Raw genomic sequence first — 14,579 nt, 5'->3', positions numbered from 1 at the left:
CCCTGACCCCTTGCCTCCCCCTCGTTGACTTGCGGCGTGTTGTTGTTATGGCAGGCCGGATAACAACAACACGCCGCAAGTCAACGTGGCGGCTCAGTCGCCTGAGCCCCATTGGCCGGGCTGGTAGGCGCCGGCGGGCTGCTGGGTGATGACGTTCATGCGGTTCCAGGCGTTGATGAGGGCGATGACGGAGACCAGGGCGGCGAGCTGTTCGTCGTCGTAGTGCTTGGCGGCGTTCGCCCAGGCTTCGTCGGTGACGCCGCCCGCGGCGATGCTGGTGCCCTGCTCGGTCAGTTCCAGGGCGGCCCGCTCGGCGTCGGTGAAGACCGTCGCCTCGCGCCACGCCGCGACCAGGTGGAGCCGCTGCGAGGTCTCCCCGGCGTGGGCGGCCTCCTTGGTGTGCATGTCGACGCAGACGGCGCAGCCGTTGATCTGGCTGGCACGGAGCCGCACCAGCTCCTGCGTCGGGACGGGCAGCGTCGAGCCCATCAGGGTCTTGCCCGCCGACTGCATGGCCTGCATGAACTTGGCCGCGACGGACGTGTCGTAGTAGGTGAAACGGGCGTCCATGGTCATCTCCCTCGCTGTGCGGACGGCTACACGTCATTGACGATGCGGCCCGGCGAGATGTGACCGACGGACGAGTCCCTCCGCACCGCCTAGGGGAGGCGGGCCATCAGGTGGGCGTCGAGGAAGCCCCGTTCGGAGGCCGGGTCGTGGACCAGCCGGGCGAACGGGACGAGCCCGGCCCCGGTCATGAGCTCGGCGAACCGGTCCACCGGCCAGCTGTAGGCGGGCGCCACCTTGTGGTCGAAGCGCACCGGCTCGGGTCCCTCGGTCGCGAAGAACGACGCCAGGAGCAGCCCTCCCGGCGCCAGGGCGCGTGCCTGCTCGGCGAGCAGCGCGGGCAGCTCCCCGGGCGGGGTGTGGATCATCGAGTAGTGGGCCAGCACGCCGCCGAGCGCGCCGTCCTCGACCGGCAGGTCCTCCATCCGCGCCTCGTCGAACCGCAGCTCCGGGCGGGCAAGCCGGGCGTGGGCGACCATGCCCGGGGACAGGTCGAGGCCGAAGGCGTCCAGCCCGAGGTCATGCAGCATGACCGTCAGATGTCCCGGACCGCACCCGACATCGGCCGCCCGCCGGTTCTCCGTGCCGCGCACCAGCTCGGCGAAGGTGCCGATCATGGCCCGCGCGAACGGCTGCGTCTCCAGCCGGTCGGCGAACAGCGACGCGTACAGCTCCACGACCCCGTCGTAGCCCGCCCTGGTCTCGTCCTGGTGATCCGTCACGGGTGAAGAAGCTAACACCCGCACACCTATGGAGCGGGGCGGCCCGGGGCGGCGGTGGCGAGGGTGCGGCGGGCCAGGCGGATCACGGCCGGGTCGATCAGGCGGCCCCCGGCGTCCAGGACTACGCCGGAGCCGGTCGCGGTCGCCGCCTCATACCTTGCGAGGACGTCCTTGGCTTGGGCTATCTCTTCCGAGGACGGGGTGAACGCCGTGTGGACCACCGGGATCTGGGCGGGGTGGATGCAGGCTCGGCCTACGAAGCCCTGGCGTCGGACGCGGTCGGTGGAGGCCGCGAGGGCGTCCGGGTCGGAGGTGATGGTGGAGACCGGGCCGACCGGGGGGTGGAGGCCGGTCGCGGCGCTGGCCATGACGGTCATGGTGCGGGCGAACGCCAGTTCCGACTCGTCCGGGCCGGGGTCGAGGCCCGCGTCGGCGGCGAGGTCGACCTCGCCGATCTGGAGGCGGTGGACCCTGGGCGCGCGGGCGATCTCCCGGACGTCCAGGATCGCTCCCGCGGTCTCCAGGAGAGGCATGAGGCGGGTCGTCACGTCTCCCAGGTCGGCCAGGAGGGCGGCGACCGCCGCCACCTGCGCGGCGTCCTCGGTCTTGGCGATCACCAGGCCGGTCAGCGCGGGCAGGCCGGCCAGGGCCCGGACGTCCGCGTGCCCCGCCTCGCCGCCGTTGATCCGTACCCACAGCTCGGCGCCGCCGGTCTCCGGGGCCGAGCGGAGCCAGTCGGCCACCGAGCGCCGCGCGGCGTCCTTGGCGCCCGGGGGTACCGCGTCCTCCAGGTCGACGATCAGCGCGTCGGCGCCGCGGGTCAGCGCCTTGGCCAGCTTGTCCGGGGCGTTCCCCGGGACGTACAGGTAGCTGCGGGGCAGCCTGCCGGTCATCGGACGACCGTTTCGCCGCGCAGGAGGGACTTGGCGACGACCGTGCGCAGGACGTCGTTCGTGCCCTCGCCGATGCTCATCAGGATCGCGTCGCGGTAGAGGCGCTCGACCTCGTACTCGGTGGAGTAGCCGTAGCCGCCGTGGATCTTCATCGCGTCGATCGCGGCCTGGAGGGCGACCTCCGAGCAGAAGATCTTCGCCATGCCGGTCTCGCCGTCGGCGCGGCCCTGCCGGACGGCTTCCGCGGCGAAGTAGGCCATCAGCCGGGCCGCCTGGAGCTGGGTCGCCACCGTGGCGAGCTGGAGCTGGACGGCCTGGAAGTCGCCGATCGTCTGGCCGAACGCCTTGCGCTGGCCCGCGTAGGCGAGAGCCTCGTCGTGGGCGCGCTGGGCGATGCCGACCGAACGCGCGGCGATGTTGACCCGGCCCCATTCGAGCGCGGAGAGGGCGTGCTGCATGCCCTTGCCCTCGACGCCCCCGAGCAGGTTCTCCTTCGGCACCCGGACGTTGTCCAGGACGATCTCGCAGGACTCCGTGCCCTTGTAGCCGAGCTTCGGGATGTCCTTGGTGATCTCGTAGCCCTTGGTGTCGGCGTCCACGAGCAGGATGCTCATGCCCTTGTGCGCAGGGGAGGCGGTGGGGTCCGTCTTGACCAGGACGGGCAGCGGGTCCGCGTAGCGGGCGTTGGTGATCCACATCTTGGACCCGTTGACGACGTAGTGGTCGCCTTCCAAGCGGGCCGTGGTGCGGATGCCCTGGAGGTCGGTGCCCGCGTCCGGTTCGGTGAGGCCGATGCCGGTGCGGCGCTTGCCGGTCGCCAGGTCCGGAAGGTACGTGCGCTTCTGCTCGTCGGTGCCGCGCATCGCGATCATGCGGCAGGCCAGCGAGTGGCTGCCGAGGATGCCCGCGATCCCCATCCAGCCGCGCGCGATCTCCTCGAAGACCAGCGCGAACGACACGGGGTCCAGGTCGAGGCCGCCGTACTCCTCCGGGATCGTGATCCCGAACAGCCCCATGTCCGCCATGCCCTTGACGATCTCGGTGGGGTAGCGGCCGGACTGCTCCCAGTCGCGCGCCACCGGGATGATCTCGTTGTCCACGAAGTCGCGCAGGACGGAGCGGAACTCGCGCTGGTCCTCGTTGAGCTGGAAGTCCACTTAGCTGCCTTTCTCGGTCTCAGGGGACGACGGGGTGAATACCGGGAGCGCTCTCCCGTCGTCCAGGTCGACCCAGGCGACCTGAACCTTGTCGTCGATGTGCCATTCGTCCGGTTCCCGCCGCGTGAGGCGGGTGAGGAGGACGACCCCCTCGTCCAGGCGGACGCGGGCGATGACGTACGGGACGGTGAGGTCCGGACGCGGGGCACGGTGCACGACCGTGAAGGAGTCCACGACGCCCGTGCCGCCGGAGGTGGCCCACTCCAGGTCGCCCGACCCGCAGTGGACGCAGATCGGGCGCGGCGGATGCTGCCTTCCGGCGCAGCGCGCACAGGTCTGGAGGACGAGCCGGTGCTCCCGGGTCGCCTCCCACCAGGGGCCGGTGATCTCGTCAGGTGCCGGGACATCGGGCTCGAAGCCGTCCGGGCCGGTCATCCGTCCACCCCCAGAACCACCGTCGCGTGCGTCGAGAGGATCCCGCCCGTGCCGTGCGCGACGGCGAGCCGCGCGTCCGGGACCTGCCGGTCCCCGGCGTCGCCGCGCAGCTGCTTCACCGCCTCCACCAGCAGGAGGATCCCGAACTGGCCCGGATGGCAGTAGGACAGGCCGCCGCCCGAGGTGTTGAGCGGGAAGTCGCCCCCGGGCCTGATCCGCCCGCCGGAGATCCAGTCCAGGGCCTCGCCGCGGCCGCAGAAGCCCAGCGCCTCCAGCGTCAGCGCGACCGTGATCGTGAACGAGTCGTACACCTGCACGACGTCGATGTCGGCCGGGGTGACTCCCGCGCGGGCGAAGGCGTCCGCGCCGGAGCCGGCCGCGCCCGTGACGGTCAGGTCGGTCACGGCGGTCATCGAGGTGTTGGTCGTCCGCTCGCCGTAGCCGAGCACCTCGACGGGCGTGCGGCGCAGGTCGCGCGCCCGGTCCAGGGACGTCAGCACGATCGCGCCGCCGCCGTCGGTGACCAGGCAGCAGTCCAGCGCGGTGAGCGGGCTGGAGATCATCGCCGAGCCGAGCACGTCGGACGGGGTGAGCGAGCCCTTGCCGTAGCGGAACGCGGCCGGGTTCAGCAGCGCCCACTCCCGCGCCGCCACGGCGACCTCGGCGAGCCGCTCGCGCGTCCCGCCGTAGGCGTGCAGGTACCGCTGCGCCGCCATCGCGTAGTACGACAGCGGGAACAGCGGCCCGTACGGCGTCTCGAACTGCGCCTCGGGCGTGTGGTCCTCGACCACCCCGCCGAGCGAACGGGACCGCGCCGACCGCTGGTCGGACGCGAAGCTGATCACGATCGTCGCGGCCTGTCCCGCCTGGATGGCCTGGGCGGCGCGGGCCACGAACATCTCGAACGCGGAGCCGCCCGCGTACGTCGAGTCGGTCCAGCGGGGTTCGAGCCCGAAGTAGTCGGCGAGCTGGGTCGCCGAGAACCGCGACACCCCGGTCGTCGCGATGCCGTCGACGTCGCGCAGGCTGAGGCCCGCGTCGTCCAGCGCTCGCGTGACCGCCTGCGTCTGGAGCCCGAGGACCGACCGGTTCGTCACCCCGAGGTCGCACTCGGCGGCGCCCACGATCGCGACACCGGTGCTCACGGCTCCCCCGCGGCGCCGGGGCCGTCGGCCGTGCCGAGCAGGACGCGGGCGCGGGCCGGTGCCACGGCGACGCGGTCTTCCTCGCCGCCCTCGCCGACCACGACCACCCGCAGGTCGAGATCGAGGTAGCCGTCGCCGGCCTCGGCGACCGTCCCCTCGCAGCGGACGGTCTCCTCCGCGAACACCAGCGCCTTGAAGCTGAACTCCAGCGTGCGGACGAAGCATTGCGGGCCGAGCCAGTCCTGGATCTGCTCGACCAGCAGCGCGCCGAACACCTGGCCGTCGACGACCGGGCCGGGCAGCTTCGACGCCTTCACGAACTCGGTGTCGTAGTGCAGCCGGTACCAGTCCCAAGTGGCCCCCGCGTAGGCGATCATGTCCGGGAGCCCGATCCGGCGCTCCAGCGGCGGCACGGCCCCCCCGGCCTCATGCACGGCCTGCGCGGTCATGAGCCCGCCTCCAGCGATACGAAAATGATGGTCTCCTCGTTCTCCGCGAGCTTCTCCCCGTCCTGCTGGGTGTAGGTCGCCCGCGACGTGATGATCAGCATCTCCGCGCCCGCCCGGTTGGTCTTGGCGGCGACGCCGACGATCACCCAGGTGGCGGTGACGATGTCGGACGGCAGGATCCGCCGGTGGAACACGTAGCGGTTGCCGCCGCGCACCTTCCGCGTCCCGGGGATCTCGATGCCCCAGTTGTGGCCCGCGTCGCCGTCCGGGCCGATCGGCAGGTTCGCGTACTGGTTGGTCTCGCAGATCAGGGTCGGCGGCGCGGTCACGTCCGCGAGCCCCTGCGCCCGCGCGTACTCGGGGTCGGAGTACAGCGGGTTGTGGTCGCCGACCGCGAGGCCGAAGTAGCGTCCGGCGGCGGCGCCCATCGGCTCGGGCGCGGTGTAGACCTTCGTCCGGCCGGCGAGCGCGCGGATCTCGTCGGTGAGCAGCGTCATGAGCCCTCTCCCGCGGTGGAGTGCCCCGTGGTGGAGTGCCCCGTGGTGGAGTGCCCCGTGGTGGAGTGCGCCGTGGTGGAGTGCGCCGTGGTGGAGTGCGCCGTGGTCGGGGCCCCCTCCGGGTACAGCGCGGTCGGGAACACCTCGAGCAGGAACTCCGGACGCAGCAGCCCCTTGCAGATCGCCCCGGTCGACGCGGGCCAGGGCGGCGACAGCAGCCGTTCCCGGACGGGCGCGACCGCCCGGTAGTCGCGCAGCGCCGACTCGACGCAGAACTCGATGGTCGACAGCAGGTCCGCCGGGCCGAGGCCCGCGTGCTCCAGCAGGTGCAGGACGGCGCCGTAGGTCGCCTCGGCCTGCGCGCCGATGTCGCCCGGGTGCAGGGCCTTCTGCGTCTCCATGTCGAGCGCCGCGAACCCCGACATGAACAGCGTCCGGCCCGCCCGGACGCCCGGCGCGTAGGTCAGCGTGTCGTACCGAGACCAGCCGGGGTTGACCGGCTCCAGCGGGTGCCGCGACGCGGTGACGTCGATCGCGACGAGCGCCTCGGGGTGGTGCAGCCGGCTCATCAGGATGCCGCCCGCGCCCGGGTACACGCCCGCCCCGCCGAGCCGCTCCTTCCGGACGCGGTGGGTCTTGCGGTAGACCTCCCGGGTCTCCGGCGTCGAGTAGTCGTAGGTCGTCACCGCGTCGTCGAGCGACAGGCCCGCCCTGCGGAGCAGCACGTCGGCCTGGTCGAGGCAGTAGGCGTACTGCCCGGCGAGGTCGCCGGGCCTCACGATGTCGCCCGCGGCGTCGATCGGCACCATGGTCGGCAGGTGCACGGTGCCGTCGTGGCCCTCCCGGACCGGGGAGGGCGCCCAGGTTCCGGCCTCGCGCCGCTCGCTCGCCGCGAGCAGCTCGGAGCCGCCGCCCCGCACGGCGTGCATCTCGACCTCCAGCAGCGCGGCGGAGCGGACGAGACGCTCCACGACCACGGTCGTCACCGTGGGCTCGTGCTCGCCGAAGACCTCCTTGCGGACCGCCGCGGCGGCCTCGTAGTCGGCCAGCCCGGCGATCGTGACGTTCTCCGTCACGTGCACGACGTCACCGGGCCCGTACCCGGCCGCCTCGATGATCGTCATGACCTTCGTGTAGGCGATGCGGGCCTGCTCGGCCATCGTCCCGCCGACGGTCATCTTCCCGACCGCCGCGTCGTGCGCGGCGGCGGTGTGCCCGGACGACCACGCGCCGCCGTCCTCGGACAGCCCGAGGCAGAACGTGAACCCCTCGTAGGGGAACCACGGGAAGTCGGCGGGCTTGATCGCTTGCAGCGTCATTCCTTCTCCTGCGCTAGGGGGTGAGCTGGGCGAGCCGCGCGGCGGCCCGCATGACGGAGGCGGCGTCCGGCCGGTCGCCGAGCGTCTCGACGGTACGGGCGAACTCCTCGGCGTCCGCGGCCGGGACGCCCGCGTTGCCCTGGAACTTGGCGAGCAGCGCCGCGCGGCCGAGCGGGCGGTCGCCGCCGCCCTCGCTGCGCCGCACCGAGCCGGCCACCGCGCGGCCGTCGTCGAGCGTGATCGTGACCTCGCCGGGCGCGTCGGCGGCCACGACGCCGGCGGCGCCGGTGACGTCCCAGCGGACGCGGGCGGCGAGCCGGGCCACCTCGGGGCGGGCGATCGACTCCGGCTCGAAGGTCTCCAGGGTCAGCCCCCGGTCGGTGATCAGCGCGGCGATCGTCCACGGCAGCGAGAACTTCGCCGCGTACGGGCTCGCGGGGCGGGTCAGGTCGCGCGAGGTGTCGCAGACGACCGGCGCCGAGTCCGGGTGGACCTTTGCGTGGATGCCGGCGACCCGGTCCGCGCCGAAGTCCTCGCGCGCCATCGCGTCCAGGACGGCCCCGATCGTGGCGTGGGAGAGCTGGCACGCCGCGTACGGCTTGATCCCGATCCGGGTGGTCTCCCAGCGCTCGCCCAGCCCGTCCACGATGGAGGCGGGCTCGGCCGCGTTCGCGGAGAGGGTGTCGAACACGCCGTGCGGGCCGTCGAAGACGGTCTCCGGCCCGGTCGCCCCGGCCGCCGCGAGCCGCGCGGCGATGATCCCGGACTGCGAGGCGAATCCGGGATGGAGCTGCTTGGTGGACGCCCCGGTGCCGAGGAAGGCGAGCAGGCCGCCCGCCTGGCTGCCCGCGATGCCGAGCGCGTTCGCCGCCCGCTCCGCGTCCAGCCCGAGGAGCCGGGCACTGACCAGCGTGGACGAGAAGACACCGGCGACCATGGTCGCGTGCAGCCCGCGCGCGTGGAAGCCGTGCGGCGCGGCGGCCGCGACCCGGCAGGCCGTCTCGTACCCGGCGACCGCCGCCGTCAGGATCTCCCGGCCCGAGGCGCCCGTCTGCTCGCCGACGGCGAACGCGGCGGGCAGTACGACCGCGGTCGCGTGCACCAGCCCGCCCGCGTGCGTGTCGTCGAAGTCGAGCGCGTGGACGAGCGTGCCGTTCGCCAGCGCGGCGGCGGGCGCGGACAGCGGGTCGCCGCCGCCGAGCACCGTCGCCTCGGGCGGGCCGCCGAGGCCGCGCGCCACCTCGATCGCGGGCGTCGCCGCGCCCGTCCGGAGGGCGCCGAGCGCGGTGCCGAAGCCGTCCAGCAGGTGCCGGGTCGCGGCGGCGCTCACCGGCCCGGGGACCTCGGCGAGGCCGAGGGCCCAGGCGGCCAGCTCCCGTGCGATCATCGCGACGCCGCCTCCGGTTCGGTCTCGGGGGCCTTCCCGTCCGGCGCGGGCCTGGCCGCGGGCGGCTCGACGTCCCCGAACGCTCCCCCGTCCCGCAGTTCGGCCACCGTGGCGTCGTCATACCCGGCGATCTCGCGGATCACCAGGTCGAAGTCCTCGTTGCGGTGCGGTGCCCGGCGGTACTCGGGCCGCTCGGAGCCCACCCGGACGGGCGAGGCCAGCTGCTCGACGGTGCCGAAACGCGGGTGCTCGGTCGTCACCCGCAGGCCGCGCGCCTTGGTGTGCTCCTCCTTCATGGCCTGCTCGACGTCGTTGATCGGGCCGCAGGGGATGGACGCGGCGTACAGCTGCTCCAGCCACTCGTCCACGGTCCGCTGCCGGAAGATGTCCTCAAGGAGGGGGATCAGCGTGTCCTTGTTGCGGGCCCGGTCGGTGAACGAGCCGAACCCGGAGTCGGCCTCGGCCCACTCGGGGTGGCCGACGACGGAGGCCAGCCGCGTCCAGAACTTCTCCTTCGCGCAGCCGACGATGAACCAGCCGTCGCTCGCCTCGAACGCCTGGAACGGCACCAGCGACGGGTGCGCCGAGTGGCTCGTCCGCTCCGGCGTGAACCCGGCGTTCAGGTGCCAGGTCGCCGGGTAGGTCAGCAGCCCGATCGCCGTGTCGTACAGGCTGACGTCGCAGTCCATCCCGACGCCGTCGCGGCGGGCCGCGTGCAGCCCGGCCAGCAGGGAGATCGCCGCCACGAACCCGCCGGAGTAGTCGACCAGCGACAGCCCCGACTTGGTGGGCGGGCCGTCCGGCTCTCCGGTCAGGTCCATCCATCCGGCGAGGCCCTGCAGCACGTAGTCGTAGCCGGGCTCCTTGCTGCGCGGCCCGTTCATCCCGAACCCGGTGAGCGAGCAGCACACGATCGCCGGGTTCAGGTGCTTCAGGTCGTCGTAGGTGATGCCGATCTTCTTCGGGACGTCGCCGCGCAGGTTGGAGTACACGACGTCGGACACCTTCACCAGGTCCTCGAAGACCCGGCGGCCCCCCTCGGTCGACAGGTCCAGGGAGAGGCTGCGCTTGTTGCGGTTGAACGTCTCGAAGAACAGCGAGTCCTCGTCCTCGCCGTACGGGGGGACGTAGCGGCCGACGTCGCCGCCCGACCGGGGCTCCTCGATCTTGATCACCTCGGCGCCGAGGTCGGCGAGGTGCACGCTGCCGAACGGCCCGGCGCCGTACTGCTCGACGGCGATGATGCGGACGTCTTCCAGAGGTTTCACGTAGAACTCCCTGTGAGGTCTGGCAGCAGCGACAGGAGCGCGTCCTGGGCCGCGCGGGTCTCGGCGGCGCTGAGGCCGTGGGTCGGGGGGCTGAGCTTCACCGAGTCGGCGACGCCCTCGTAGGCGGCGACGCGCTCGGCGACCTCGTCGCGCCCGCCCGCCATCGTGAGCGCGTCGATCATCTCGGTGGAGACGGCCTCGGCCAGGTGCTCGGCGCCCGTGCCGTTGCGGAACACGTCGATGACGGCCTGCTGCTGCTCCGCCAGCCCGTGGAAGGCGAAGAAGTCGGCGTAGGTGCGGACGCTGGCGTAGAAGCCGACGAGTCCGGACACGCGGCGCAGCGCCGTGGCGCGGTCGTCGGAGACCGAGCAGCAGGCGGACACGACGACGTCGAGGTCCTCGCGGAGCTTGCCCTCGGCGCGGCCGAGGCCGGTCTCCAGCTCGGGCATGACCCGCTCGGCGAGGTAGCGGGGGGAGCACAGCTCGTGGCTGATCCAGCCGTCCCCGATCGTCCCGGCGAGGCGGGTCATGGCCGGGCCCATCGCGGCGATGTAGATGGGGATGTCGGCGCGGCGGACGGGGAAGGGGCGCTGGTAGCCGCGGATCCTCATCGGCTCCTCGTCGCCCGGCAGGTCGATCGGGTCGCCGGTCGTGCAGGTCCTCCAGAACTCGCGGATGTTCCGGACGGTCTCGCGCATGTGCGCGACGGGCTTGCCGAACGGGACGTTGTGCCAGTTCTCGTTGAGCCGCTGGACCCCCGTCCCGAGCCCGAGGACGAACCGCCCGCCGGACATGTCGTCCAGGTCCAGCGCCTCCAGCGCGGTGGTCATGGGGCTGCGGGTGAACGCGAGCGCGATGCCGGTGCCGATCCGGGCCCGCTCGGTCGCGGCGGCGAGCGCGGCGGCGGTGACCGTGGCGCTGCGGTGCAGTTCGGGCACCCAGATGGTCTCGGCGCCCGCCGCCTCCGCGCGGCGCGCCGCGTCGGTCAGCTCCGCGAGCGTCTCGCCCCAGGGGGCGAAGGTGATCCTCATGCGCGCCCTTCCTCGGCTTCGAGGCTGAGGGGCTTCTTCGCTTCGGGGAAAAGGTCGTTCAGCGGCTCGGCGCCCCGCTTGTAGACCAGGAAGCTGCGGCGGAACGTGCAGACCTCGTCGCCGTCCTGGTTGAGGGTCCGGGTGCGGATGGTGACGATGCCGGCGTGGGGGCGGCTCGACGACTCGCGCTTGTCCAGCACCAGCGACTCGCTGTACAGCGTGTCACCGGCGAAGACCGGATGGGACATCCTGATGTCCTCCCAGCCCAGGTTGGCGAACGCGTTCTGGGTGGTGTCGACGACGCTCTGCCCGACCGCGATCGCGACGGTCAGGGTGGACACGACCAGCGGCTTGCCGAACTCGGACTTCGCGGCGTACTCGCCGTTGAAATGCATCTGGTTCGTGTTCATGGTCAGGAGCGTGAACCAGGTGTTGTCGCTCTCGGTGACCGTGCGCCCAAGGGGATGCCGGTAGACGTCGCCTACCTGGAAGTCCTCGTAGAACCGTCCCTTCCACCCGTCCTTGAGCGTCATGGCCGTCCTCTCGCGTCGCATCACATCGTTAAAGTCAGACATATCGATAATAGGGTACGGGCGGGGACGGTGTCCAAGACCGATGACCTTTCGGATGGACACCGACCCTCACCTGTACCTGCACTTTTCCTAGCATGGGGCACCCCGGCTCGGGTCGGCCTGGCCCGGTGGTGGGTAACCTTCGATTTTGAAACATCAGATCTATGGTGGGGACGGCCGCGGGGCCGCCCGGGGGGGACGGCTGTGCCGACGCTGGAGACCATGACCCTCGATGTGGCGGACCGGGTGGCGCGCATCACCTTCACCCGCCCGGACTCGCTGAACAGCCTGACCGTGCAGGCGCTCGACGACCTGGAGGCCGCGATCGACGCGGCCGTGGCCGACCCCGATGTCCGCGTCCTGGTCATCGGCGGGACGGGCCGCGCGTTCACCGCGGGACTCGACCTGGCCCTGCTGGACGAGGCGTTCGCCGATCCCGCCGTCTGGGAGCGGACGGCCAGGCGGCTCGTGGCCCTCACCCTGCGGCTGGAGCGGCTGCCGATGCCGGTCATCGCCTCGGTCAACGGCCTGGCCCGCGCCGGCGGGTTCGAGCTGCTGCTGGCCTGCGACCTGGTGCTGATGGCGGACTCGGCGCGGGTCGCCGACGCGCACGCCGGCTTCGGCCTCATCCCCGTGGGCGGCTCGACGGCGCGGCTTCCCCGCGTCGTCGGCCGCCAGCGCGCCAAGGAGATCTTTCTCACCGGCCGCTGGATCTCCGCCGCGGAGGCCGTCGAGTTCGGCCTCGCGTTGAAGGCCGTCCCGGCCGGGGAGCTCGACGCGGCCGTCGCCGAGCTCGCCACCGGCCTCAGCCGGAACTCACGCGCCGGGATGGCCGCGATGAAGCGCCAGTTCGCCGCGGGCGACGGGCTTCCCCTGGCCGAGGCGGTCACCGCGGAGGTCGAGGAGTTCCTCTCCTACGTCACGGCGCCGGACTCCGACGGCCGGGAGGGCTTCCTCGCCCACCGCGAGAACCGCCCGCCCGGCTGGGCCTGACGGCTCAGCCTTCGCTGTAGGCGTCGCGGATGTGGCGGAGGTGGTCGCGCATCGCGGCGCTGGCCGCCTCGCCGTGTCCCTCGTCGAGGAGCGCGATGATGTGCTCGTGCTGGTCGTCGACCTGCGCCCAGAACTCGGCGGGGGAGTCGGTGTTCAGGAACCGCGTGCGCAGGACGTGGAAGACCGGCTGCGTCATCATCGTGAGCAGCCCGTTCCCGGTCGCCTCCATGATGATCCCGTGGAAGTGCCGGTGCTCCTGGAACTTCATGCTCCGGCCGCGGGAGCGCTTCTCGCGCTCGGTGACCGCGCGCAGCGCGTCGAGGTGCCGCTGCTCGCGCCGCTCCGCCGCGATGGCCGTGGCGGGGACCTCCAGCAGCTCGCGGGCTTCGAGGATGGCCGACAGCGGAAGCGCCGCCGAGCCCGACATCAGCCCGATGCCGGCCTCGAGGAAGTCGCTGATCTGGTCGGGCTCGATGTGCGAGACGAACGTGCCGCCGGTGGTGCCGCGGACGGTCTTGACCAGACCCTGGGACGCCAGCACGCGCAGCGCCTCGCGGACCGTGCTGCGGCTCACCCCGAAGTTGCCGCCGATCTCGCCCTCCGGCGGAAGGCGGTCGCCCGGAGCGAGGGACCCGTCCAGGATCAGCTCACGCAACTGGTCGGCGACCTGCTGGTAGGCCGGGCGCAGCCGGCTGACCGGCAGTGCCGACGCCGTCCCCGCGCCGGAACGGCCCGAGGTGTTGCCTTTGGTGCTGGACACGTTCCGTCCCCCTGGTCGGTCGTTCGAGCACGGTCGAGCATACATCAGACATCGAGGTCACCCGCGCAATACATCGGACCTTAGAGGCCCCGCGCCACCGCACCTCCAGGCGCCGGAACGGGCGGCGCGGAGGGGTCCCCGAACCATCCGACGGCGGGGAGGGCTAGCCGACCAGGCCGGCGTTGTGCGCGGCCAGGCCCGCCTGGGTGCGGTTCTCGCAGCCGAGCTTGACCAGCATCCGGGACACGTAGCTCTTCACCGTCGCCTCGGTCAGCGAGAGCCTCTTGCCGATCTGCGCGTTCGACAGCCCTTCGCCGAGGCAGGCCAGCACCTCGGTCTCGCGTTCGGTGAGCCCGGCGACCAGTCGCCGCGCGTGCTCCCGGTGCTGCTCCGCGGCAGACGAGGAGGCGATCAGCCGCCGCATGGCCTCGGGCGACAGCACGGTATGCCCTCTGCGGGCGGCGCGGACCAGGTCGATCAGATCCTCCGGCGGCGTCGACTTCACCAGGAACCCGGCGGCGCCGGCGCGCAGGGCCCGCATCACGTACTCGTCGGCGTCGAAGGTGGTCAGGACCACGATCACCGGGGGTTCCGGACGGGACCTGAGGCGCTCGGTCGCGGTCAGCCCGTCCATCCCGGGCATCCGGAGGTCCATCAGGACGATGTCGGGCCGGTGCCGCTCGACGGCCCGCAGCGCGGCCTCCCCGTCGTGGGCCGGTTCGACGACGTCGATGTCCGCGGCCGTGCCGAGGATCGTGCGCAGGTGAGCGCACACCATCGGTTCGTCGTCGACGATCAGGACTCGGATCGGGCCGGGGTTCACGGGCTCGGTGCTCCCACGGTGTGCGAGGAGGTGGGCACGTATGCGGGCAGTATCGCATCGATGACGAATCCGCCGTCCCGCGTCGGCCCCGCCACGAGCGTCCCGTCCACCAGCTCGACCCGCTGCCGCACCCCGAGGAGCCCGGTCCCCGAACCCCCGGCCGCCAGCTCCGGGTCACCCGACTCCGGTCGCGCGGCGCCGGGCTTCCGCGTGGGCGGCCTGCCGTTGCTGACCGTGACGCGCACCTGTTCGGGCTCGTACCGAACCTCCACGCGCACGTGCGCTCCGTACGCGTGCTTGCGGACGTTCGTGAGCGCCTCCCCGACGATCCGGTGCGCCGTCCGCGCGATGGCCGGCGAGGGCAGCGCCGGGTCGCCCTCCTCGACGAGGTCGACGGGGACGCCGACCGACGCGGAGTCGGCGGCGAGGTCGGCCAGGCCCAGCGTCCCGCCGCCGGGTCCGGCTTCGCCGGCCGGGGTCCGGAGCGCCCCGACCAGCGCGTGCAGCTCATCGAGCGTCTGCCTGCCCGCCGTGACCAGCTCCACCGAGGCCCGCCCGGGC

General features: G+C 72.5%; 17 protein-coding genes. 1 reads left to right on the top strand and 16 read right to left on the bottom strand.

The window, feature by feature from the left end; genetic code table 11:
• Positions 1–93: 93 nt before the first annotated feature.
• The 13 genes from E1281_RS27580 to E1281_RS27520 all read right to left on the bottom strand — a co-directional run bounded on the left by E1281_RS27580 (position 94) and on the right by E1281_RS27520 (position 11,403).
• Entirely contained in the window at positions 94–570 is a 477-nt protein-coding gene (locus E1281_RS27580) for a carboxymuconolactone decarboxylase family protein (RefSeq protein ID WP_131882633.1), read from the bottom strand.
• A gap of 89 nt (positions 571–659) precedes the next feature.
• Positions 660–1,289 carry a class I SAM-dependent methyltransferase gene (locus tag E1281_RS27575; RefSeq protein WP_131882632.1) on the bottom strand — a complete coding sequence of 210 codons (630 nt, stop codon included), beginning with the start codon at positions 1,287–1,289 and terminating at the stop codon, positions 660–662.
• Positions 1,290–1,315: 26 nt separating this feature from the next.
• Positions 1,316–2,182 (bottom strand): CoA ester lyase, encoded by an 867-nt coding sequence (locus tag E1281_RS27570; protein WP_131882631.1) that lies wholly within the window; start codon positions 2,180–2,182, stop codon positions 1,316–1,318.
• On the bottom strand, positions 2,179–3,339 hold the full coding sequence (locus E1281_RS27565) for an acyl-CoA dehydrogenase family protein (RefSeq protein ID WP_131882630.1): 1,161 nt from the start codon (positions 3,337–3,339) through the stop codon (positions 2,179–2,181). The genes E1281_RS27570 and E1281_RS27565 overlap by 4 nt, the downstream gene beginning before the upstream one ends.
• Positions 3,340–3,774, bottom strand: a complete 435-nt coding sequence (locus tag E1281_RS27560) for an OB-fold domain-containing protein (RefSeq protein ID WP_131882629.1) — start codon at positions 3,772–3,774, stop codon at positions 3,340–3,342.
• A complete protein-coding gene (locus tag E1281_RS27555; RefSeq protein WP_131882628.1) occupies positions 3,771–4,919 on the bottom strand; it encodes an acetyl-CoA acetyltransferase in 1,149 nt (382 codons plus the stop codon). The genes E1281_RS27560 and E1281_RS27555 overlap by 4 nt, the downstream gene beginning before the upstream one ends.
• Positions 4,916–5,368 carry a MaoC/PaaZ C-terminal domain-containing protein gene (locus E1281_RS27550; protein WP_131882627.1) on the bottom strand — a complete coding sequence of 151 codons (453 nt, stop codon included), beginning with the start codon at positions 5,366–5,368 and terminating at the stop codon, positions 4,916–4,918. The genes E1281_RS27555 and E1281_RS27550 overlap by 4 nt, the downstream gene beginning before the upstream one ends.
• On the bottom strand, positions 5,365–5,865 hold the full coding sequence (locus tag E1281_RS27545) for a MaoC family dehydratase N-terminal domain-containing protein (protein WP_131882626.1): 501 nt from the start codon (positions 5,863–5,865) through the stop codon (positions 5,365–5,367). Before E1281_RS27545 ends, E1281_RS27550 begins: the two co-directional genes overlap by 4 nt.
• The gene (locus tag E1281_RS27540; RefSeq protein ID WP_131882625.1) at positions 5,862–7,184 is read right to left on the bottom strand and encodes a RidA family protein; all 1,323 of its coding nucleotides are present in this window, start codon (positions 7,182–7,184) and stop codon (positions 5,862–5,864) included. Before E1281_RS27540 ends, E1281_RS27545 begins: the two co-directional genes overlap by 4 nt.
• Before the next feature lie 13 nt (positions 7,185–7,197).
• Complete coding sequence (locus E1281_RS27535; RefSeq protein ID WP_131882624.1) at positions 7,198–8,571, bottom strand: MmgE/PrpD family protein; 1,374 nt, start codon at positions 8,569–8,571, stop codon at positions 7,198–7,200.
• Positions 8,568–9,839: a CoA transferase gene (locus tag E1281_RS27530; RefSeq protein ID WP_131882623.1), complete on the bottom strand. Its 1,272-nt coding sequence runs from the start codon at positions 9,837–9,839 to the stop codon at positions 8,568–8,570. Before E1281_RS27530 ends, E1281_RS27535 begins: the two co-directional genes overlap by 4 nt.
• The gene (locus E1281_RS27525) at positions 9,836–10,870 is read right to left on the bottom strand and encodes an LLM class flavin-dependent oxidoreductase (RefSeq protein WP_131882622.1); all 1,035 of its coding nucleotides are present in this window, start codon (positions 10,868–10,870) and stop codon (positions 9,836–9,838) included. Before E1281_RS27525 ends, E1281_RS27530 begins: the two co-directional genes overlap by 4 nt.
• Positions 10,867–11,403, bottom strand: a complete 537-nt coding sequence (locus E1281_RS27520) for a MaoC family dehydratase (protein WP_131882621.1) — start codon at positions 11,401–11,403, stop codon at positions 10,867–10,869. Before E1281_RS27520 ends, E1281_RS27525 begins: the two co-directional genes overlap by 4 nt.
• Positions 11,404–11,664: 261 nt before the next feature.
• Between E1281_RS27520 and E1281_RS27515 the strand changes: the two genes are divergently transcribed.
• Positions 11,665–12,435 carry an enoyl-CoA hydratase/isomerase family protein gene (locus E1281_RS27515; RefSeq protein ID WP_165959131.1) on the top strand — a complete coding sequence of 257 codons (771 nt, stop codon included), beginning with the start codon at positions 11,665–11,667 and terminating at the stop codon, positions 12,433–12,435.
• Between the two features lie 4 nt (positions 12,436–12,439).
• Here the strand turns inward: E1281_RS27515 and E1281_RS27510 are convergent, their stop codons facing one another.
• From E1281_RS27510 to E1281_RS27500, 3 genes are all read right to left on the bottom strand, one after another.
• A complete protein-coding gene (locus E1281_RS27510; RefSeq protein ID WP_165959130.1) occupies positions 12,440–13,195 on the bottom strand; it encodes a GntR family transcriptional regulator in 756 nt (251 codons plus the stop codon).
• 163 nt (positions 13,196–13,358) lie between these two features.
• Positions 13,359–14,018, bottom strand: coding sequence for a response regulator transcription factor (locus tag E1281_RS27505; RefSeq protein WP_279433657.1), 660 nt, complete (start codon positions 14,016–14,018; stop codon positions 13,359–13,361).
• Positions 14,015–14,579 (bottom strand): ATP-binding protein (locus tag E1281_RS27500; protein WP_207943527.1); only part of this gene is annotated, 565 nt, incomplete at its 5' end. The genes E1281_RS27505 and E1281_RS27500, both read right to left, overlap by 4 nt.

The organism is Actinomadura sp. KC345 (assembly GCF_004348515.1).
Classification (GTDB): Bacteria; Actinomycetota; Actinomycetes; order Streptosporangiales; family Streptosporangiaceae; genus Spirillospora.
Note: the sequence above shows the minus strand (reverse complement) of the source record. Positions and strands in the feature narration are given on the sequence as shown.